The organism is Neobacillus driksii (genome assembly GCF_013409995.1).
Classification (GTDB): domain Bacteria; phylum Bacillota; class Bacilli; order Bacillales; family Cytobacillaceae; genus Neobacillus; species Neobacillus driksii.
On the sequence record NZ_JACCBX010000011.1, the window covers coordinates 56,712 to 77,528 of the forward strand.

17 protein-coding genes are annotated in these 20,817 nt (G+C 40.3%); 1 reads left to right on the forward strand and 16 read right to left on the reverse strand.

The genetic code is table 11. The annotated features are described in order from the left end of the window. Positions 1-24 precede the first annotated feature (24 nt). From F4694_RS22715 to F4694_RS22745, 7 genes are all read right to left on the reverse strand, one after another. Positions 25-1,506 (reverse strand): sodium:solute symporter family protein, encoded by a 1,482-nt coding sequence (locus F4694_RS22715; RefSeq protein ID WP_179602159.1) that lies wholly within the window; start codon positions 1,504-1,506, stop codon positions 25-27. Beyond that, entirely contained in the window at positions 1,503-1,697 is a 195-nt protein-coding gene (locus tag F4694_RS22720) for a DUF3311 domain-containing protein (protein WP_179602161.1), read from the reverse strand. The genes F4694_RS22715 and F4694_RS22720 overlap by 4 nt, the downstream gene beginning before the upstream one ends. 186 nt (positions 1,698-1,883) lie before the next feature. Continuing rightward, positions 1,884-3,311: an amino acid permease gene (locus tag F4694_RS22725; protein ID WP_179602163.1), complete on the reverse strand. Its 1,428-nt coding sequence runs from the start codon at positions 3,309-3,311 to the stop codon at positions 1,884-1,886. Positions 3,312-3,380: 69 nt separating this feature from the next. Continuing rightward, positions 3,381-4,556 carry a Glu/Leu/Phe/Val family dehydrogenase gene (locus F4694_RS22730; protein ID WP_179602165.1) on the reverse strand — a complete coding sequence of 392 codons (1,176 nt, stop codon included), beginning with the start codon at positions 4,554-4,556 and terminating at the stop codon, positions 3,381-3,383. 104 nt (positions 4,557-4,660) lie between these two features. Further along, positions 4,661-6,133, reverse strand: a complete 1,473-nt coding sequence (locus F4694_RS22735; protein WP_179602167.1) for an aldehyde dehydrogenase family protein — start codon at positions 6,131-6,133, stop codon at positions 4,661-4,663. Between the two features lie 78 nt (positions 6,134-6,211). Next, entirely contained in the window at positions 6,212-7,930 is a 1,719-nt protein-coding gene (locus F4694_RS22740) for a thiamine pyrophosphate-binding protein (RefSeq protein WP_179602169.1), read from the reverse strand. 70 nt (positions 7,931-8,000) lie between these two features. Continuing rightward, a complete protein-coding gene (locus tag F4694_RS22745) occupies positions 8,001-9,059 on the reverse strand; it encodes an aromatic ring-hydroxylating oxygenase subunit alpha (RefSeq protein WP_179602171.1) in 1,059 nt (352 codons plus the stop codon). Between the two features lie 339 nt (positions 9,060-9,398). Between F4694_RS22745 and F4694_RS22750 the strand changes: the two genes are divergently transcribed. Next, positions 9,399-10,772 (forward strand): sigma-54 interaction domain-containing protein, encoded by a 1,374-nt coding sequence (locus tag F4694_RS22750; protein ID WP_179602173.1) that lies wholly within the window; start codon positions 9,399-9,401, stop codon positions 10,770-10,772. A 1,179-nt stretch (positions 10,773-11,951) separates the two neighbouring features. Here the strand turns inward: F4694_RS22750 and F4694_RS22755 are convergent. From F4694_RS22755 to F4694_RS22795, 9 genes are all read right to left on the reverse strand, one after another. Next, positions 11,952-13,919: an amidohydrolase gene (locus F4694_RS22755; protein WP_218895801.1), complete on the reverse strand. Its 1,968-nt coding sequence runs from the start codon at positions 13,917-13,919 to the stop codon at positions 11,952-11,954. Positions 13,920-13,953: 34 nt separating this feature from the next. Continuing rightward, positions 13,954-15,282, reverse strand: coding sequence for an MFS transporter (locus tag F4694_RS22760; protein ID WP_179602177.1), 1,329 nt, complete (start codon positions 15,280-15,282; stop codon positions 13,954-13,956). A 28-nt stretch (positions 15,283-15,310) separates the two neighbouring features. After that, positions 15,311-16,117: an FAD synthetase family protein gene (locus F4694_RS22765; protein ID WP_179602179.1), complete on the reverse strand. Its 807-nt coding sequence runs from the start codon at positions 16,115-16,117 to the stop codon at positions 15,311-15,313. A gap of 152 nt (positions 16,118-16,269) precedes the next feature. Then, positions 16,270-16,617, reverse strand: coding sequence for a cupin domain-containing protein (locus F4694_RS22770; RefSeq protein WP_179602181.1), 348 nt, complete (start codon positions 16,615-16,617; stop codon positions 16,270-16,272). A 1-nt stretch (position 16,618) separates the two neighbouring features. Further along, positions 16,619-17,293 (reverse strand): DUF2848 family protein, encoded by a 675-nt coding sequence (locus tag F4694_RS22775; protein ID WP_179602183.1) that lies wholly within the window; start codon positions 17,291-17,293, stop codon positions 16,619-16,621. Positions 17,294-17,308: 15 nt separating this feature from the next. Next, positions 17,309-18,079, reverse strand: coding sequence for a carbon-nitrogen family hydrolase (locus F4694_RS22780; protein ID WP_179602185.1), 771 nt, complete (start codon positions 18,077-18,079; stop codon positions 17,309-17,311). 27 nt (positions 18,080-18,106) lie between these two features. Then, entirely contained in the window at positions 18,107-19,564 is a 1,458-nt protein-coding gene (locus tag F4694_RS22785; RefSeq protein WP_179602187.1) for a 4-hydroxyphenylacetate 3-hydroxylase family protein, read from the reverse strand. Positions 19,565-19,591: 27 nt separating this feature from the next. After that, a complete protein-coding gene (locus F4694_RS22790; RefSeq protein ID WP_179602189.1) occupies positions 19,592-20,044 on the reverse strand; it encodes a PNPOx family protein in 453 nt (150 codons plus the stop codon). A gap of 58 nt (positions 20,045-20,102) precedes the next feature. After that, complete coding sequence (locus F4694_RS22795) at positions 20,103-20,795, reverse strand: GntR family transcriptional regulator (protein ID WP_218895802.1); 693 nt, start codon at positions 20,793-20,795, stop codon at positions 20,103-20,105. Positions 20,796-20,817: the final 22 nt, after the last annotated feature.

Sequence of the window (20,817 nt, forward strand, 5' to 3'; positions counted from 1 at the left end):
TATCAATCTTTTCTACTCTTTTTTTCATACTAGATTACTAATAGTAGTGTCATCATCCACCCTAGCCGCCGATTTCTTCGTTACAACACTTACTCCCAACGTTACAGCAATATTGATAATTAATACGGCTAATCCTAAATCTAAATCCTTAATGACATTTGGAAATGACGGGAATAGCGTTGCAAGTGACATTTCTGTAATGGTTGAATAAATGACGATGATACTGCCAACAATCATTCCAGCGAAAGCCCCTTGAACGGTAACCGGGTTCCTTTTCCAAAGGCTAAAAAACAAAGCAGGAAATAACTGAACCATAAAGCTATAGGACATAAGATATAGCGTAAGAATCGATTCCCCTCCATTAAATGTAAAGAAAAGTGTTACCAACGCTATAACCGGTACAAACCTTTTGGCTAGCTTTGCCAGCTCTTGATCTGTTGTGTTCGGTTTCCATGCTTTGTATATATTTTTAGAAAGAATCGTTGAAACCGCCGTTAATACCAAAGAACTTGGGATAAGGGCGGCCATGGCTCCAGCTGCCCCAATGACCCCGACAAACCACGGGTCGAAAGACAATTTCGCCATTTTAAATAAGGCTAAATCTGTATCTGGCCCATTTAAATCTGGCACTTGTAAAACACCAGAAAAACCGATAATCAAAGAAAAAACGATAATTACCTGATAGATGGGCATTATCCCTGCATTTATACGCAGTGATTTCCCACTTTTAGCTGAGAATATCCCCGCCATCATATGTGGAAACATGTAGAATGCCAGTGCTGTCATGATCGTAGCCGAAACAAACCACGAAATACTTAATCCTTGTTCTGGGAATAGTAAAAAACCAGTTTTGGCGGTATCAATTGCTTCAAACATCGGCCCTATGCCGCCGTAATAATGAAAAGGGAAATAAAACCCCATAAAGACCATAACAGCTAAGATCAAGATATCTTTAATAATGGCTGTCCATGCGGCTCCGTGCATCCCAGATACCGTTACATAAATGGTAACAGCAATGACGGCTACGACGATTGCCATGTGAGGAGAAATAGAACCATAGGACGCTTCAGATACAATAATTCCTAATCCTTTTAACTGCATCACTAAGTAAGGAATAACGGCAACAACGCTTATGATCGCTACGAGAATACCAAGTGCCTGACTGTTATACTTTTTCTCGTAAAAATCTGATTGGGATAGAACTTTATTTTCCTTAGCATACTTCCAAACAGGCGGAAGCAGCCAGTAAGCGATTACAAAGTAGAAGCAATTGAAAGCGTATAGGGCGGGAGGCATACCGGATCGATAAGCACCACCACTTGCTCCTAGGAATGTATAGGTAGTAAACATCTCACCCGCTAATAAAAAGAACATCAAAAGACTTCCAAAACCCCGTCCCCCGACAGACCACTGCTCCATATTCATTTCTTTTCCTTTTCGGGCTTGAAGCCCTAACCAAATACACAATCCCAGGAAAAAAAGGATGACTAAAAGGGCTGCGTTCATAATTCTTCTTCCTCCTTATTCGCAGGGTCCAGTTTATTGGCAATGATCAAGAACATGGATGTCAGGCCAACCCAGCATATAGCCCAAAAAAGGACAAATGGTAATCCAAGTACATAGGGTTCCACTCGATTAATGACAAAAAGTGAACCCAAGGCTGGTATTAAAGTTAATAGAAAAACAACCTTCTTCATATTTCACCATCCCAGTTTAGAATACATAAATGTAATACAGTAAACGATATGTTTTATTTGGATACCCAATATTTGAACCTTCTGATATTTAAAACTCCATGAAACCCTTTTCCCCTTTGAAAAGGAAAGGTATCTGATCTTTGGTTGCCTATTTTTTATCCATACACCACATAGACTTTTTTAAATCTATTGCACTATCTTATCAGGCTCCCCATTTGTTAAGACGGATGTAGCCACTTTCTTTCTTGTAAATTTAAAGTAGTAAAAAACATAACAGGCGACAACAAAGCCGAATCCTATATACAGTGATGTACGCTGTGCCGGATCGAAAGCAGTAAACACGACGATTCCTACGCACATGATCAGGCAGAGAATTGGAACCAGCGGGAAGAAAGGAACTTTAAATTTCAAATCCGCAAGCTTTCCGCCATCCGCAATATACTGTTTGCGGAATTTATACTGTGCAAACGCAATGGCCATCCAGGTAACAACCCCTCCAACACCACTGATTGCAAGCAGGACAACAAATAATGTTTCTTCTGCTATAACACTGGTAAGCAAGGAAAGCAATGCAAATGCGAGTGTCACAAGCAAGGCGTTCATAGGAACACCGCGTTTGTTTACCTTACCGAATGCTCGCGGAGCCTGACCACTTTGGGAAAGTGAAAAAAGGATTCTCGTACAAGCAAACAAACCTGTATTTCCTACTGAAAGGATCGCTGTTAATATAACAAAGTTCATAATATCAGCCGCATAAGGAATTCCTGTCATATCAAATACCGTTACAAATGGGCTTTCGAGTACACCCGCCTTTTTCCACGGAACAATGGCTGATAAGACAAAAGTGGCCAGTACATAGAAAAGTAAAATACGGACGATGATACTCCGGATAGCTTTTGGGATACTCTTTTCGGGATCCTCTGTCTCACCCGCTGCAACTCCCATAATTTCTGAACCCATAAAGGAATAAACGACTGTCATCACTGATATAAAGACACCGATAAAACCTGTTGGAAAGAATCCGTCACCGAAAAAGTTTGATAGGTGAGGGGCCGATTGTCCTTTGATAGGGACCAAACCGAAGATCGCTGCCCCGCCAACGACAATAAAAAAGAGAACAGCTAATACTTTAATGGCAGAGAACCAGTACTCCATCTCAGCAAAGCTTCTTGTAGTCAAGGCATTGATACCGAATAAAAGTAAGGAGAAAACGGTACACCATACCCATACCGGTACATCCGGGAACCACCTGGCCATCAGCAAACCGGCTGCAATAAATTCTAGTCCTACATAAATGGCCCAGCTTAGCCAGTAAGTCCAGCCAATCATAAACCCAGAGGCAGGGCCTATGAATCGCTCTGCATGAGCCTGAAATGAACCAGAAACCGGCATGACGACGGATAGCTCCCCTAGACAAACCATAACCAAGTACATAAGCAAGCCTCCGAATAAATAGGCGGTAATCGCTCCGAAAGGCCCCGCCTCGCCAATCGCATACCCCGATCCTAGGAAAAGACCCGTTCCAATGACTCCCCCTATGGAAAGCATAAATAAATGCCTGCTTTTCATCGAACGTTTTAATTCTTTTGGTTGACTACTTTGTTCTGGTTTCATCCAATTCCCCCTGTATTTTTTCTATCCCTATAAGGGATAGGCCCAATCATGCCCCCTTGTATTGCCTGCTTATCTGACGGCTTCCTTTTCAGACATGCTTGTACACTCTAATAAATCACTGACTTCAGGTTTAAAAATTTCATATGCAACATCCCGCTGATATCTGTTTTGTTTCTTCGCTTCTGAAAATAGTTGATTGGTATTTTTTCGGCATAGCTTTTCAATATCATCCATCACTGCCTGTGGGTCTGGTTTGACCAGTCCAAAAATAACAGCGTCATAAAATCTTATTGCCCCTAGGTTCGCAACAAAATCATTCACGATGTCAATTCCTCTTTGTTTGATGATTTCATCTCCTTCGGAAGATACTGGTATATTAGCCGCTTCAACAATCAAACTCGCTTTAACAGTTTCAGCATTAGACTTGTTGATCACGTCCTCTAATGCACATGGGATAAGAATATCGCAATCCACATCGAGCCACTCAGAGTTCGGCCTTACCGTATAATTTGGTTCAAAATAATCTTGGTCCATTTCTCCATATACATTCTTATGGTCAATAAGATTTTGAATATCCAATCCTTCTTCACATGTGACTAACAAGTTCGCATCTGAAATTCCGACGATGTTGTAACCTAATTGAGAAAGTTTTAATGCACAGCTTGCCCCTACACAACCAAAGCCTTGGATGACAACCTTCGCGCCGTCCTTGCCATTTTTAAACTTCCAAGCTTCATCAGCTGAAAACGCAACACCATATCCTGTGACAGCATCATTTAAAAGCAATCCATCAATTCTTGTTTTCATCAGCCCATCAAAATCCTTGATCCCTTGAAGAATCGCAGAATTTTGTTTCATTGAATTTGTTAGAGGGATGTCGATGCCGAATTCGTTAAAGATTTGTAGTACATCTTCGTACTTGGTACCTAGGTCACTTCCTAAAGATACCCCACTATCAATATAAGGCATCATAGCAATTAAAAATCTTCTTAATACGGCATTAGCATCTGGAGCTTTATAATCATATTTAATTCCTGCTTTACATCCTCCTGTCGTTCCGCTGTCACTAGCTACGTACTTATAAGCCATCGCTTCGGCCAATCTTTCAACCTCTTCTTTTGTTACTGTCGGATGCATTCTCGTGCCGCCGCCTGTATATCCTTTCACGAAATTATGAACAACAAGCCACCCCTGCGCGTCCGTTTCTGTATCATTCCACTCAACAATTAAATATGGTTTAGACATTTCAATACCTCCCTAGAATTTCTTCTTTCTACCATCATGCAGCCACTATTAAAAATACTATTAACACTATGAATTTGTTGTTATTACTCTAAAAAAATAAGTTACTATTCAAACCAGCGAATAGGCGCAGGATCCAGATTAATGTTAATCTGTTTTGTTTCCTGGTATTCATCCAATCCATACGTACTTAGGCTTCTGCCGATGCCGCTTTGTTTATATCCGCCCCATGGCGCTTGAATATTTGTTAGATGGTAAGCGTTTACCCAGGTGATGCCGGCACGAACCTTTTTGATGACACGTAAGGCTTTGTTTTGGTCTGTAGAGAAAACAGCACCAGCAAGTCCATATTCTGTGTCATTGGCAAACTTAATTGCCTCATCTTCATCTTTGAATTTCTGGATCGTAACAACTGGTCCAAAGATTTCTTCCCTGACAATCCGCATATCGGCCGTTACATCGGTAAAGACCGTAGGTTCAATGAAAAATCCATCCTCTAAACCGTTACCCTCGATTCTATTTCCGCCAAGAGCAAGATTCGCACCTTTTTCTTTACCAATCTGGATGTAATTTAAAATACTCTTAAAGTGCTTTTCACTAACAATAGCCCCCATTTGGGAGTGCTCATCATGTCCAGGACCTACTTTAATCTTTTTTGCTTTTTGTATATATTTCTGAACAAATTCATCGTAGAGTCCTTCTTGGACAAGAATCCGGCTCCCAGAAGAACAAACTTGACCAGATCCCATGAATATGCCAAATAAAGAGTAATCAAGTGCTGTTTCTAAATCGGCATCATCAAAGATGATATTCGGAGATTTTCCTCCCAGCTCAAGGGACACTTTTTTCATATTACCGACTGCTGCTTGCATGATATGACGGCCGACTCCTGTGCTTCCAGTAAAGGAAACAATATCTACATCATCACTTTCAGCAATCGTCTGGCCAACAACCGGTCCATCTCCCATAATGAGGTTAGCTGCTCCCTTTGGTAAATCGGACTGATCAATCAGTTCAAACAATTTTACTGCTGTCATCGGAGTAATTTCCGCAGGTTTTAAAAGGATACTATTACCAGCCGCAAGTGCCGGTGCAATCTTCCATACACTCATCAATAAGGGGAAATTCCAAGGGACAATTAATCCCGCAACTCCAATCGGTTCCTTAATGATTAATGTCTGCATATTTCCGGAGGTTTCATAAACCTGGCCGTTAGGCACATTAAGCAGACCTGCATAATAACGAAATGTATTTACGGCCTCCTCAACATCCGACTCTGCTTCTCTTTTCGTTTTTCCATTATTCTGTACTTCTAAATCTCTTAATTCATCCATGTTCTCCTGTAATAGATCTGCAATCTGAAGTAAAACAGCCGCCCTCTCCTGCTGGGATTGATCAGACCATATACCACTTTCAAACGTTCTTCTTGCAATTTTGATTGCCTCTTCTGTTTCTTCCTTAGTAGCGCTCGGTGCCCTGGCAATGACTTTCTGTGTAGCGGGATTAATAATATCAAGTTTGTTCGGGTTACTTGAGTCTACCCATTGCCCATTTATATAGTGTTTTAACTCTTTTGTCATAGCTTTGTACCTCCCAGTATGGCTTACAATCCCCCTCCACTTTAGAAGTGGGGGAGGAACGTTAAATACGGCGGAAATCTATCCCTGTTTTGGACGGAAAGAGGCAATGTATTCGTCCGAATCTTTGTATTCCAATACTCCAACTGCCTCTACATCTACTACAACCATATAAGGCCTTTTGCTTGCGATTGCATTTGCTAATCCTGCTTTGAACTCTTCAACCGAGCGAACTTTCTCTGATTCGAATCCCATTGATTTTGCCAGCATGACGAAATCAGGGTTTTTCAAGTCTACAGATATACGTCGGCCATATGCCGCTTCTTGATAGTATCTTAAGATTCCATATCCACCATCATCGAATAATAGAATGATAATCGGCGCATCTTCCTGAATCGCTGAGATCATCTCACTTGAATTCACCATGAATCCACCATCACCAGCAATAAGAACGACATTCTTTTCTGGCTGACCAATTTTGGCGCCAATCGCCATTGGCAAACCTTGTCCGATTCCGCCGCCTGTCATGTAGAGGTAGTCTCTTGGTTCATAAATATCGAACAATTTATTACCCCAAGTGTATCCAGGAATCGTTACGTCCGTCACCAAAACTGTATTCTCAGGCAGCTGTTCACGCATAATATCCGCCACTTCACCATAAGGCCCAATTTGGCTTCGAAGGTCATCACGTACAGCCTGACGGACTGACTTCACTTCATCAACATAATCTGCATCAGGATGGATCTCCTTATTGGCCAAAAGACTATTAATCTCTTGTAAAACTGCCTTGGCATCTCCGTTCAGTGTATACAATGTATCAAAGTTACGATTAAAGGCATTAGGGTTCAAATCAATATTGATGTGATTTTCTGGTACCGGAAGTGTCCATCCATTCGTTTCACTACCACGGAAACGGACCCCAACACTAATAAGTAAATCCGACTTTTTTAATAGTTCCTCTACTTGAGGGAAAAACGCAAAGTTACCTATGCAGAGCGGGTGGTTTTCAGGGATAGACCCTTTTCCGGATTCACTTGTAACGACTCCAGGCTTAATTTTATCCACCAGCTTACGCAGTTCCTCTGATGCACCTGACGCTATTACCCCATTGCCTGCCCAAATGATGGGTCTTTTTGCTAAGGCAATCCTTTCAACAACATCAGCAGGAATGTTGAGCTTTACCTCCTGATTTTGAAGCGCTTCCATTTCAATCAAATGATTGTTAGGAATAATCTGTGCCTGGAAATTCGTTGGAATGGAAACAGTTACCGGACCTGTTGGTACAGTCAGCGCTTCTTTGATCGCTTTACGCATAAACGGAATGATTTGCTTTGGACGCTTCAACAAATAGGCTGCTTTGTTCACTCCCTCCATCATTTTTAACTGGTCTTTAGCTTCATGAATATAACGTTGGTCTGTTCCAATATAATTGGAATCCACTTCTCCAGTAATGTGCAGAACAGGAGTCCCAGAGTTCCATGTTTCTGACAAAGAACCTGCACCATTACCTGCCCCACTACCAGTACTTGTGATGACCACACCCAATTTTCCTGTAGCACGGGCATAGGCATCAGCCATGTTGACCGCTCCGCTTTCACCACGGGCAGTAACGGTACGGATTTTTCCATCCCTTAGGATTGCATCATAAATTGGCATATTATGAATACTAACGATTCCAAATACTGCTTCCACTCCTGCTTGCAAGAGCTCATTTACAATGGCGTCCGCAACTGTGAATTCTGTGTGGTAACCTTTAACATTTGGTTCTGCAACGGCTGTGAATTCTGTTTGATTATTCATTTTAATCCTCCAAATATGTCTAGTAATATATTTCTATATAAATCTATTTTCATATAAACGAAGGGTTTCGTTAAAGCATTCCTTCTTTCACGTTCATAGCTTCTCCATAAAGGTTGTGAAAAAATTTGAGTGCATACTCAGTCGGTGAATACACTCCATGCTTGAAGGCATTTGTATGGAAACCTTTTTGCAATAACTCTACAAGGTCGAAATCCTCTAATCTTACCTGATCGACAAAACGAATCAGTTCCTCTTGCTCTTTGCTAATTTCATCCGAATTAAAGTAGTAGCTATAGATAGCAAGTGATTTATCCGGGGCCAGCGGCAAAATTTGACTTATCGTCATATTGCCTTCTTTTCCAGGATAAATGCTCACCATCAAGTTGGGCCATACCCAATAGAAATTGGCGTGATCTTCTTGTTGTTCATTCGATTTATTGGTTAACTCTGAATATTGGCATGAGAAATTGCCATGTAAATCGATGTGGTAATTTTTCATATCAAATGTTTTTGAAAACTCAGGATGGGCAATCTTACAATGATCGCACTCCAGGTAATTATCAATAACCGCTTTCCAGTTAGCATCAATGATCCTTTGGTTTACCCGAACCTTTTTCAAAGACTCCAAGAAAGTGTATCTTTCCAGATTGGCCATAAATTCTCCGTACGTTTCTTCCATTGGTCTTGCTTCTGGGTTCAAATTTATGAAGATCATGGACTGGAATACTTCAAGCTTTACTTGTGGCATACAGCTATGGTTTCCTAATTCATTTGTAGCGAAGTTTGGCGCCCTATTTAATTTCCCGTTCATGTGGAATGTCCAGCCGTGATAGGTGCAAGTGAAAACCTTTTTATTTCCACACTCGTTTTTTTCCACTTTGGTTCCTCTATGCGGGCAAATGTTGTAAAAGGCATTCAATTCATTGTTTTTATCCCTGCTAATGATTAATGGCTGATCTGCTATATCAAAAGTAAAAAAATCCCCCGGTTTTTCCACCTGGCTTGTGTGTCCAGCTAAAATCCAGCTGTCTTGAAAGATCTTTTTCTTTTCCTCTTCAAATATTTGCGGATTCACATAATTCTCGTACGGGAGAGTGTTCTCCAGGGTATTCCCTGTTAACGGTTTCATTTGTCGTTCCTCCTTTTGTCATTCAAATCCTTTAAAGTACTTTTCATAATTTATTAGTTGCAATTTTCGTGCCAACTATCTTTTTATCTAAAAAGCCTAGATTAATAGGTTTTAAAAAGGGGAAAGTGAGTTCATTTGTGTTCACCGACTGACTTTCCCACGGATATTTTCCTATTTCCGCCACTTTTCCTGCTATTTACAATTCAAAATATTTCGACTACTATTAGAGTGGATGTGATTATAATCACACTTTTGCCTATTGTAACACTTTTCTGAATACAACCAAACTCAATCTGAGTTCCATTGAACTCAGACTATGATTTTCGGGGAGGTCACTTCATGACATTATCCAATTTTCTAACCGATTTGGATTTAAATATGGAAGCGCTTTTAAAAATTTTAGATTATTCTTCTGACGAAATCTTTGTTTTAAATAAAGATAAGAAAATTATCTATGTAAATGATGCCTGTAAGAAGCATTATGGGTTAAATAAGGAAGACGTTATCGGAAAAGCGAGCATGGAATTAGCTGATAAAGGCTATTGGTATCCCTCTATTTTCCCTGATGTTTTGGAAAGAAAAGAGCCAATTACGATTAAACAAACCACAATCCTTGGTGCAGAACTGCTCACCTCTGTCGTCCCTATTTTAAATGATCAAAAAGAAGTAGAATTAATCGTAACGACAGCAAGGGAATTACAAAGCTACAAAATGCTGAAAGTAAATGAAAACGATTCAAAAAATAGTAAAGAAGCTGAAGATCCATTTGGCAGCAGCATTATTACAAATAATGAAAAGGTGAAAAATGTGTTGAAGTTTGCCAAGAAGGTGGCAGCTGCAAACTCTACTATATTAATTCTAGGTGAGTCCGGAACAGGTAAAAGCCTCTTAGCCCAATATATTCACGAAAACGGAAATAGAAGGACCGGCCCATTTTTAACCATCAATTGTGCTGCAATCCCTGCAGAATTAATGGAGTCCGAGCTTTTTGGCTATACACCTGGTTCTTTCACGAATGCAAACCGTTCCGGTAAAAAGGGAATACTGGAATGCGCGAATGGGGGTACGGTGTTTCTTGATGAAATAGGGGACATGCCTTTGCCTCTTCAGGCTAAAATACTACAAGTTATTCAGGAGAAAAAATTCATTCCCATTGGCGGCAATAAAGAAAAGTCAGTCGATATTCGAATTATTGCCGCGACCAATAAGGATTTAAACAAAATGGTAAAGAGTAAAATGTTTAGAGAAGATTTATATTATCGACTAAACGTAGTGGATATAAATATGCCTCCGCTTCGGGAAAGGCAAGAAGATATAGTCCCGCTCATCTATAATTTTTTATACAAATTTAATCGGAACCATGAGATGAACAAATTAATTTCTAAAGATTGCCTCGAATGTCTGACCCATTATTTATGGCCTGGGAACATAAGGCAACTTGAAAACCTAATTGAAAAGCTTGTCATTGTAAGCAATGATGTGATCAGTATCGATGACCTGCCCGAAGGAATTTATTACCAAGGACTTGCGCAAATTGAAAATACTACCCCCGCTACCCTTAATGAGGCGGTCGAATTGGCAAAAAAAGAGATGATACGTAAATCCTATAAAGTGAATAAAAGCTCTAGGCGCGTGGCCAAGGATCTGCAAATCAGCCAAACATATGCGGCCAGATTGATTAGAGAATATTGTCAGGACTGGTCGGAGGATTAAGCTTCCAATTAAACAATGCTGCAAAAAGCCTACAAAGGTACTCCGAATTTTAATCTTTTTCTCAAAAAAGGTTCTCATCATGTTATGAGAGCCTAACCTGCTATCTAAAAATGGGGTCTTAAAAATGGGGCTGCCACGAATACCCTAGCGTTATGCTAAATATTACCACTGCCTTTATGGCTCGGGACTTTCACCTAGCGAAATGGCGTAATAATAGGCATAGGATAGGTCTAAATATTGCTCTTACAAGTAAATTTCCAACGTAAAGGCACCCGAATGAGCTTTACCGGGTGCCTTTTGTCTACAATCTGAGTACTTCCACTTGTGGGAGTGCTCAGACTCGTTACTAATAATGGTAAATTTTCGGGCATATCTTACCTGTAACCGAACAACTTTCTAAAGGAATCAAGTCCCACTAATAAAGGTTCCATAGCAAATCCATGCATTCCGCGACGAAAATAATGCTACCAAAATGATCAAGGTTTTTTTGTTAACGTACGACTCATAGAGTTTATTAGTATAACCTTATATCGCCAGCAACAAGTACCTTCTAGATATTCCCATTCTTAGATTTGTGATACCTAAATTGCCGAAAATTTGCCGAAAAACTCAGTAAAACCAAATTATTTTTAATTGTACTGGGTTGATTTAAAATTAACTATAAAGCTTAATAAATAAGCATTTTGACCGAAATAATGTTATCAAATTATCCATTTTCATGCTTTTCCTAAACTGTAGGTCGGAGGTTCGAATCCTCTTCGGGAACGTCGAATGGCCTTGATTTTCAAGGCTTTTTTTTCGTTAAAAATATGTAAATGCAATTGCCGAAAATTTGCTAAATAAGAATTGAAGACTCTAATGGTAAGTCTTTTTTTGTTACAGTATATTTTATATTTATTAATTTTTTCAGTGTACGTCTCTCTGTATTTCTGCCATTAGTTTTTTATTCTCTTTGTGCCACGGGTCCATTCCAATGGGTGGTTTTGAAGGGATGACGATATCTTATGCAAGTTGTCCTCAAAATCTTACACAATAGAATAATAGTTATAATGCTGCTAGGTTCGTTAAAAAACGCATATATTTACGGACATAAGAAAAGAGACCTCGAATCAAACAGGTCCCTCCCCTTGAACTATTATTCCACAATCAACTTCGTAACCCTAATCTATATTACGATTTTTATTGCCACTTCTTAATCAAAGAATCAGTATTAGTTTTAAGGTTGTTATACGCAACCTCGGATATCAACCCATCTTTTTTATGATTTTCAAGCAACTGTTTAAAGCTTTGCATGTGCTTGACAACCCTTTCGGCTGCTTCCTTTTTTTCCAAACGGACCACTGTATCTAAATGGGCCTGTAAGGAGCGGGCAACACCATGATTGGCAAATTCCCCATCTTCTTCGAATTGCTCAACAAGTGTCTTTATATAGGTGGCATTTGTAAGCGTGAAATGACGGAAGACTTCCTGCCCCACAAACATAGTCAACAAGACCTTCGCTTCACCAATTGTCGTTATTGGAATCTCAAAGAGATTTTTGTCCAAAACGACCAAGTCCGCTTTTTTACCTACCTCTATAGAGCCTCTTTCATCTTCTTGGAAAATCAAATTAGCTCCGTTGAATGTATAGCTAGTGATCATCTCTTCGAGAGTAGCTTTTTCCTTAGGCCATACTACTTTATCTAGATCAGTTTCAGCGGTTGCATCCGGATCCAACCTTGTTATCCCTACTTCTATTCCTGTTAGTGGATACATGTCTCTTTTAAAAGTATCTGTTGATGGGAAATCACTTGATGAAGCAACCGGTATTCCTGCTTCAAAGTAGCTATTCAATCGATTGAGATTCTTCAACTGCTCGCCACTCACATCACTATACCAGTCTTTCCCAAACCAGGCAGGCTGTGGAGCAGGTATGACTCCCAAATCCTTAAACCGGGCAACATCTTCTTCCTTGACCCAGTCTATATGGGTAATCACATGCCGGGAATCTCTTTTACCATTTACTTCAGCCGCATATTCAAAAGCATCTAAAGCGTTATGAGATGGATAAAATCCCTGATCGCCAATCGCATGGATATAGACGCGGAAACCTTCTTTATCCAAAGCAGCCACTGTCTTCTCTAAAACATCTTGATCCCAAACCAGTTTATGTTCACCGACACCGTCAGCAAATATTTTAATCGTATCTACCTTGTACGACTTTCCTTGATAGTTGTCTCGTAATTCTTTTAATCTCCCAATCTGCTCTATACCCTTGTTTTCATCCGCCCATAAACCTAAATCGTATCTTGCAGTCAATTTACCTGTATTGTCCAGCTCTTCAAATGCTTTAAGCAGATTTTCGGTTGGGTAGTGAACGGGCACGAATGTCGAAGTAATTCCATCTTCAGCAGCTATTTCCTGCCAAGTTATAATCGTCTCTTTGTATTGCTCAACCGTAAAGTCTGGTTGTGGAAGAGCGTTAATCACAAGGTTTTGGGCTGAAAATTCGTGTAAAATCCCTGTCGGCTCCCCTGTTGCAGGATCGCGTTCAATAGTTCCTCCTTGTGGATCAGGGGTGTTTTTGTCTATCCCTGCAACCTCGAGTGCCTTTGAGTTGACCAATATACTATGATGACTGTTTGCGATAAAGACAGCAGGTATATCTGAGACTACCTGATCGAGTAATTCTCTAGGAGCAAGCCCTCTGTCTTTACCATCACGGATTACTTCATCCCAACCTACGCCGCGCAATTGCTTGATACCGGGATTCTCCTTCAAATAATCCTTGATGGCCTGTTGTCGTTCTTCCACAGTGGAATAAGGATTAAGGCTCAGCCAGAAAAGACTTTCCGCCATAAGGTACGCATGGTTATGGCTGTCGACAAATCCAGGCATAAGCATTTTTCCCTTCAGATCAACCACTCTGGTGGCGGTCCCTTTGAAAGCCGCAACTCCCTTGTCATTACCAACGTAGAGAATCTTGCCATCCTTAACCGCAACGGCTTCCGCCCAAGTTTGATCTTTATCAACTGTGTAAACGTCTCCATTTTTAAAGATAAAATCAGCCGCTTGATTTGAATTTTTCTTAGCCAATGTACTCCCCGTGAATACCGAATTAAAAAGGAAAACTATTAATAAAGGGAATAAATATTTTTTTATAGTCATCAAACCCTTTCAATTGAATTATTTTCAACTTGAACTATTTGGTGACTAGAGTTTTTGAAGACAAGGAAGTCTCTACAGGAAAATTCTCGTGAGTTTTGCCTAAGAATAAAACCGAAATAAACGATGCTATACAAAGAATACAGATAAAAATGGCAAGCGGAGTCCAGGAACCATTGTAGTTCTTTAACAAAACTGTTGCGATCATCGGAGCCGTTCCGCCAAATAATGCTGAACCTGTTTGGTAGCCAAGGGTAATTCCTGTGTAGCCAACATTGGTACTGAACATCTCAGTGAACATGGTTCCAATAATACTTGCGATGGAGGGCCAGAGAATTCCTAAAGCAATAATAGAAATCGCATAGACCCAGAAAGTAGACTTTAGTGAAAGTAAATAGAAGTATGGAAAAGCAAATAGTGCTAATCCAGCTGCACCAAGAAGGAAAACACGTTTCCGGCCAATTTTATCCGATAACATGCCCATTAATGGAATACAGAGTGTGGTAACAAGAGTCGAAATAGTAATAACATTTAATGCCGTTGTTCTAGAAAAGCCAATGGTACCTGTGGAATAAGCAATAAAGAAGGTTGTGAAGATATAGAACGGTCCGACTTCTACGCATTTCGCGCCTAGCGAGATTAAAACGGCTTTCCAATGATAGCGAAGTGTCTCAAGGAGTGGAACTTTGACCACATTTCCTTTTTCCTTTTCCTCTTGGAAGGCAGATGTTTCTTCAATACCCCGGCGAATCCAAATGCCGATTCCTACCAACAGAGCACTTAATAAAAACGGAACGCGCCAGCCCCAAGTCAGGAATTGTCCATTGGGAAGCAAACTCATCAACGATACGGAGGCGGTACCCAATAACATTCCAAGCGGAATTCCCATTGCTGGGAAGCTTCCATAGAAACCGCGTTTTTGTTTCGGTGCAGATTCGACTGCCAGCAAAACGGCTCCTCCCCATTCGCCGCCAAGGGCAATCCCTTGAAGGAGGCGCAGAAGAACAAGTAAAATCGGTGCCAAGACTCCAACTGAATTATAGGTCGGCAATAATCCAATCAGCACCGTTGAAATCCCCATAAGCAGAAGAGAAATTACAAGCGTATTTTTTCTTCCAAATTTGTCACCCATGTGGCTAAATACGAGGCCGCCAAGAGGACGAATGAAAAACGTCACACCGAAAGTTGCATAGGCAAGCAATAAGCTTACAAAGGGGTCATCATTTGGGAAAAACAACTTGTTAAACACGAGTGAAGCTACAGTCCCATATAGAAAGAAATCGTAAAACTCAATAGTGCTGCCAATTAAACTAGCAAATAGAATTTTTTTGGAGCTTGTCGTTTTATTATTTTGTTTCCCTTTCATATTGTTCCCCCTAATAAAAAATCATTTTTTATACTGTCGCTGTCCTTCTCAAACCTGATTGATCTAAGAATTTAACCGTAATTTCCCCTGACGAGACCCAACTACAGCCGCTTAGCTGGCAGCTCTCTACTCCACATCTGAGAAGTCCCATGGTCCTATTCGTCTCTGAAAGGATCTCCACTTGATAAAGGCCGGGTTTCGGCATGATATATTTACGATCCTGAAGCGCTTTCATTAAAGTTCCTTCTAAATGTCCACGAATTTCATAGGGCTTTCCTAAATAATTCGGGATTAGATGAACATCGCCGTCACGAATCAATTTTCGAATCAGTGTGGAACTGACCTTTTGATGATTTCTTGTTTTTTTAGAAATAACGGTTACTTCAAATAAACCACCATTACTATATTGACGTAAGTAATCGACATCCCCCTTGGCTTTATAGCCAAAGGAGAAGTCGAAGCCTACGACAACGTGTTTCGCATGAAGTCCAACAATATAGTTCTTGATAAAATCATCAGCTGGAAGAGAAGCAAATGGAAGATTGAAATTCATGACAAAAACTTTGTCTGCACCTAAGGCAGAGATTCTCTCAAGCTTCGATTCCAGTGGAGTAATATATCTCCGATCGGTCTCACGTTTAATGATCTCATCTGGATGCGGATCAAAGGTCATCACGGTAAACTTCAATCCCATCTCTTTTGCAATTAACCTCGCCTGCTGTAGTAAGGATTGATGACCGAGATGAACACCATCAAAAAAGCCTAATGCCATGACATGTGGTTCATTCATTTTAAACGCAGCATCCAGTGAGTGAGTCATGTATTCAATATCCAAGTTGCTTCACCTTCCCCATTTCGTTAAGTTTCCAGCTTTCAACTTCTTTGAATACTGTACTGTGTATTGTGTATACACAAAAAAGATAAAAAAAATCCCTTAAAAGCTATACCCTATTTCTAGCTTGATAAAGATATAGCTCCTTTTCACCCTTATTGGCCTTTGGCATAATAGCGCACTTCAAATATCTTACAACCATTTGGCGAGATCCATGGACCATGTTTCATCCCTGGAGGACGACAAGCGACAGCACCAGCTTTAAACTCTTCATCCAATTCCAGATCAATAATCGATCCTTCAATAATATACAACTCTTCCCAAAAATCATGAAGTTGCACACCATTTGGAGAAGTATCTGTACCAGGCTCAAACTGAAGAATACGAGTCGCTACCGGACTACCTGGAATTTGTGCAATCACCCTTTGCGATAGACCCTTTACCGGAAAATGTTCCACTTCAAAATTGGTATAATCTGTGAATTCTAACTCTCTTTTACCCATCTTAAACCACCTCAGAATCGATTAAAATTTTTGTTTGATACGATAATTCTAGTTTCCTATCATTGCGAGTGTCGTATAATTCTGCTCGAAATTCCTCTCCGAATAGAAATTCATTTGATAGAATCGGAAGAGTACCGCAAAATAAGGCTGTTTCAGAAGCGCTGTAACCGCGGGCTTCCACAATTTCTAGAAGCTCCTTCGGCGATAAAAAAGCTGACAGCTTTCCAGATTGATATAAATGTTCTTCCCCATTAACGGAATACCAGCTGTTCAATTCAACCTCATCCCAATGATTTTCAATACTGCTTAATGGCCATAACTCTTTTGAAATCGGCTTGGCACAGACTTGTTTTGATTTTTGTACCGATGTTGCTTCCAACACGCGATCCGTATGGTCACTTCCAATCCCCACATACCATTCCCCTTCGATATGAAGTAAAACCACCTCTGCTTCACCGCTGCCATCGTTCCGAACGGTAGAGACAACTTTTTCTGTACTGAGCAATTCCGGGGATAGTTGATAGATCATGGGTACAGCCTTAGGAGCAGCCACTCCTATTTTTTCTAACTCTTCAATATGCGCTTTTAGTGCAGCCTGATCTTTTGCCGTGTAACCCGCAATAAGAAAGTTCTGCGGTTCCCAGCTGATTTCTTTTCCATTCACATTAAAATTCATTGGTCCTAACACTCCTTATAACACCCGATGTTTTAATTGCGGGAAGTCTTCACGAATGACGCTGATCTCCTGCAAATCAATTTCGGCCGTCAAGATGGTCTCTTTTTCACCAGCCTGTGCAATCACAGTGCCCCATGGATCGACAACCTGGCTATGCCCTCCTAATAAAACGCCCTGAGTTTTTCCAACACAGTTACTGGATACGAGAAAACATTGATTTTCAAGTGCTCTAGCTACATTAAACAGCTTCCAGTGTTCAAGTCGCTGATGGGGCCAAGCGGAAGTGACTAATAAAATCTCGGCACCAAGGTCCACTTGCTTACGATAAAGCTCCGGGAATCGCAGGTCATAGCACGTCGATAATCCTACTTTTCCAAAAGGTGTCTCAACCACCGTAATCTCTGATCCACGGGTAAGCAATTTCCCTTCCTGGGAACCATATCGGAACAGATGAATCTTCCGATAACTTCCGATGACCTCTCCTTCTGGACTAATAAAGATACTAGTATTAAAGTAGTCCTCTCCCGCCTTTTCCACAAAGCTTCCGGCAAAAAGGTGAACTTGTAAAGATTTGGCCATTTGCGAAAATTCCTGAACAAATGGACCATCAATTTCTTCTGCTTCCTCCACGTAACGGTCAAAAGCAAAATATCCCGTTGCCCAAATTTCTGGCAATATGATTAAGTCATAACCTTTCATCTCGATTAACATGTTTTTTACTTTTTGAATACGTTCTTGTTTAGATTCTTGGTCTTTAATTTCTAGTTGAATCGAACCAACTTTCACTTCATTACCCCTCCTTTTAAAAGAAATTTAAACTAATTCTTTTGGAATGCTATAACTATTTAAGCACTTCTCAGCCAAAGCTTCTGCTTCTTGATAACCATAGTTTCGATAGCAATAACCTTTTGCAACAAATGGGGCACCGGCATAAAACATTTCATATTGCTGGTGACGGCCGCCAAACTCACTACCGATCACATCCCAGGCAAGCTTGAATAATTGAACCTTTTCTTCATAATTTACAGTCGCAGAACGAATATACCTTTCCATATCAGGCTTAGTCTCTGGGTTTAACAGGTCTTCGAACGATGATGGTACCTGCAGAACCCCGCCGCCAACTAGTTCTCTAAAAATCGCAATCACTTTCGGATACAGCTCACCTTGCATTGCCATTATCCCATATAAGAAACGCGAATTTGGAACCGCGGTACCATTTTTGTCAATCGTACACTCATACTCGGAAGCAAGGAGCATTCCTTCCGCTGTCGCAGCAAGCGAGGCAAGTTCAGCTAATTTTTCCTGAACGGCTGGTATTTTATCGATTCCATTGGCAGCCGCGATTTTCTTCGCCAACCCTATCACAAATTTTAACTTGCTGGTAAATCTGGTTTGTGCCTGGCTATTTCCTAATTTATGGGCTGGAGTTTCGTGGAATTGTGCCCGTACAAGATCAATATCTTTATAGATAAACACATGCTCCCACGGAATAAAAACATCCTCAAAGACCACTAGCGCATCACTCTCATCAAATCGAGTAGAGAGCGGATAATCAAATGTGCTCGGCTTATCAACCGCATAGCTATGGCGCGGATACAACTTTAATCCTGGGGCACCCATTGGCACCACAAAAGACACAGCATACGTTTCATCTCCCGGGCGAAGCGGTGTGATACAGCTTACAAACAAATAATTGGACACTGCGGCACCTGTTCCGAGCATTTGCGAGCCTCTGATGACAATTCCATCTTCTCTTTCTTCATAAACTCCAGTAGCCAGGAATTTTTCCTCTTGTTCATGGGATGCTTTGCTGCGATCAATTTGTGGAGGGATAATAACATAAGATAGATATAAATCATTATCTCTAGCAAATCTATAAAAATTCACTGCATTATCTTTCAATTCTGGAAGTCCCCGTTCAAATGTCTCAGGAGAGCTTGCGAACCCTGCAAAAAAGGAGGCAACATGGTCCGGAGACCGTCCCACAAATCCATATGTAGAATCAGACCACGTTTTAATCGCCTCACGGCGGTCCCTTAAATCATCCCTGCTTTTTGGAATCATGTAAATCTTATTTGCTAGCGTTCCGTCTTCTGTTTTATAGATCATTTTATTCTTTTCATCTGAAGCAATATCATAAAGGTTAGCAATGGTTTGGGTGATACCCTTGAAAGCCGGATGTGTCGTTACATCGTCTACTCTTTTTCCTCCAATATAGATACTTCTATTATCCCTAATCGACTCTAAATATTCTTTACCTGTTCTAACCACTATGAATCTTCCTCTCTATTAATAGATTTATAGATTAAAAACAGCTTCTTTTACTTCGTTATCTAGCTTTTTGATCAGTGATTCTTTGTAGGTCTTGATAAACTTTGGCTGCTGGCTAATCTGTGCTCCATAAAAAGTAATATCTCGGAAGTCCTCTACCTCGATTTCAATAATTGCCATCTTTAAGGTCATATCGTTTGTTTTCTCCACTCTGACTTTTGAAGGACCCGACAAGGAGTAAACGCTTTCACCACCGACAAAACATAATGTAATCTCACTTTGATCTTGGACGGCTTCCACAATTTTTGATTTCCAGTCTACTGCAAAGCGAACGGTCTTACTATCGATGGCAAACACCCAGGACAACGCCGTGGAAATAACTTTGCCTAAGCTTTTGCTGTATGTATGGCAAAAGACCAAGGTTTGCCCTTGAAGCAATTCTTCCATTTCTTGGCTCAAGGCAGATTCTACCGTTTTCATGTTTTTCGCCCTTTCTTTGTTTTATTAAAAACCCTATTTCTAGGGAAAGCCCTAGAAATTAGGAGTTCTCTAAATAAGTTAAAGTTTCTTTTGTATTATTTAAATGATTTAAAACTTCGGCTGAAGCAAGCTCTGCATTTCCCATTTCTATAGCCTGGATAATCTCGCTGTGTTCTTTAATTACGTTTTTCATTCTTCCTTTTTTGCTGACCGCTTTAAGTCCCATGAGCTGAGTTAGATTATGGAGATTTTGTAATACTTCTTCTATGATGCCAAAGTTTGCCAATCTTGTTAGAGAAAGATGAAATTCATGGTCCAGTTCAATAAACCTGATAGCATCATCATTGTGTAATGCTTCCTCCTGCTGCTCAACAATTAGTCTTAAGACCTTTAGCTGATCAGGAGAGGTAATTACCTCTGTTAGTTTTTTCACCACTTGTGTTTCAATCGAACTACGAAGTAAAAAAATTTCATTTTGTTCTTCAGGTGTAATTTCTCTTACTGTTACTCCTTTTCGTGGAATTAAAACGAGTAACCCTTCTTTTACTAAATCTTGCAGAGCAGCTCTTACTGGCGTTCTTGAAGTATTTAACGTTTCTGCCAATTGAACCTCTGTAAATATTTGGTCTGAGGACATACCGCCAAAAAGAATCGCCTTTTTAATTTGCTTATAAACCTTATCTTGTGTTGTTATCTCTTTCTTAATTGGTTTTAAACTTACTCCTTTCATAACTTCTCCACCTTCTTTCATGATACTTATGAAAATTCTGAAT

What these genes read in the sequence shown, in the direction of transcription:
- F4694_RS22715 (WP_179602159.1), bottom strand. Translation starts at nt 1,506, where the DNA reads ATGAACGCAGCCCTTTTAGTCATCCTTTTTTTCCTGGGATTGTGTATT.
- F4694_RS22720 (WP_179602161.1), bottom strand. Translation starts at nt 1,697, where the DNA reads ATGAAGAAGGTTGTTTTTCTATTAACTTTAATACCAGCCTTGGGTTCA.
- F4694_RS22725 (WP_179602163.1), bottom strand. Translation starts at nt 3,311, where the DNA reads ATGAAACCAGAACAAAGTAGTCAACCAAAAGAATTAAAACGTTCGATG.
- F4694_RS22730 (WP_179602165.1), bottom strand. Translation starts at nt 4,556, where the DNA reads ATGTCTAAACCATATTTAATTGTTGAGTGGAATGATACAGAAACGGAC.
- F4694_RS22735 (WP_179602167.1), bottom strand. Translation starts at nt 6,133, where the DNA reads ATGACAAAAGAGTTAAAACACTATATAAATGGGCAATGGGTAGACTCA.
- F4694_RS22740 (WP_179602169.1), bottom strand. Translation starts at nt 7,930, where the DNA reads ATGAATAATCAAACAGAATTCACAGCCGTTGCAGAACCAAATGTTAAA.
- F4694_RS22745 (WP_179602171.1), bottom strand. Translation starts at nt 9,059, where the DNA reads ATGAAACCGTTAACAGGGAATACCCTGGAGAACACTCTCCCGTACGAG.
- F4694_RS22750 (WP_179602173.1), top strand. Translation starts at nt 9,399, where the DNA reads ATGACATTATCCAATTTTCTAACCGATTTGGATTTAAATATGGAAGCG.
- F4694_RS22755 (WP_218895801.1), bottom strand. Translation starts at nt 13,919, where the DNA reads ATGACTATAAAAAAATATTTATTCCCTTTATTAATAGTTTTCCTTTTT.
- F4694_RS22760 (WP_179602177.1), bottom strand. Translation starts at nt 15,282, where the DNA reads ATGAAAGGGAAACAAAATAATAAAACGACAAGCTCCAAAAAAATTCTA.
- F4694_RS22770 (WP_179602181.1), bottom strand. Translation starts at nt 16,617, where the DNA reads ATGGGTAAAAGAGAGTTAGAATTCACAGATTATACCAATTTTGAAGTG.
- F4694_RS22775 (WP_179602183.1), bottom strand. Translation starts at nt 17,293, where the DNA reads ATGAATTTTAATGTGAATGGAAAAGAAATCAGCTGGGAACCGCAGAAC.
- F4694_RS22790 (WP_179602189.1), bottom strand. Translation starts at nt 20,044, where the DNA reads ATGAAAACGGTAGAATCTGCCTTGAGCCAAGAAATGGAAGAATTGCTT.
- F4694_RS22795 (WP_218895802.1), bottom strand. Translation starts at nt 20,795, where the DNA reads ATGAAAGAAGGTGGAGAAGTTATGAAAGGAGTAAGTTTAAAACCAATT.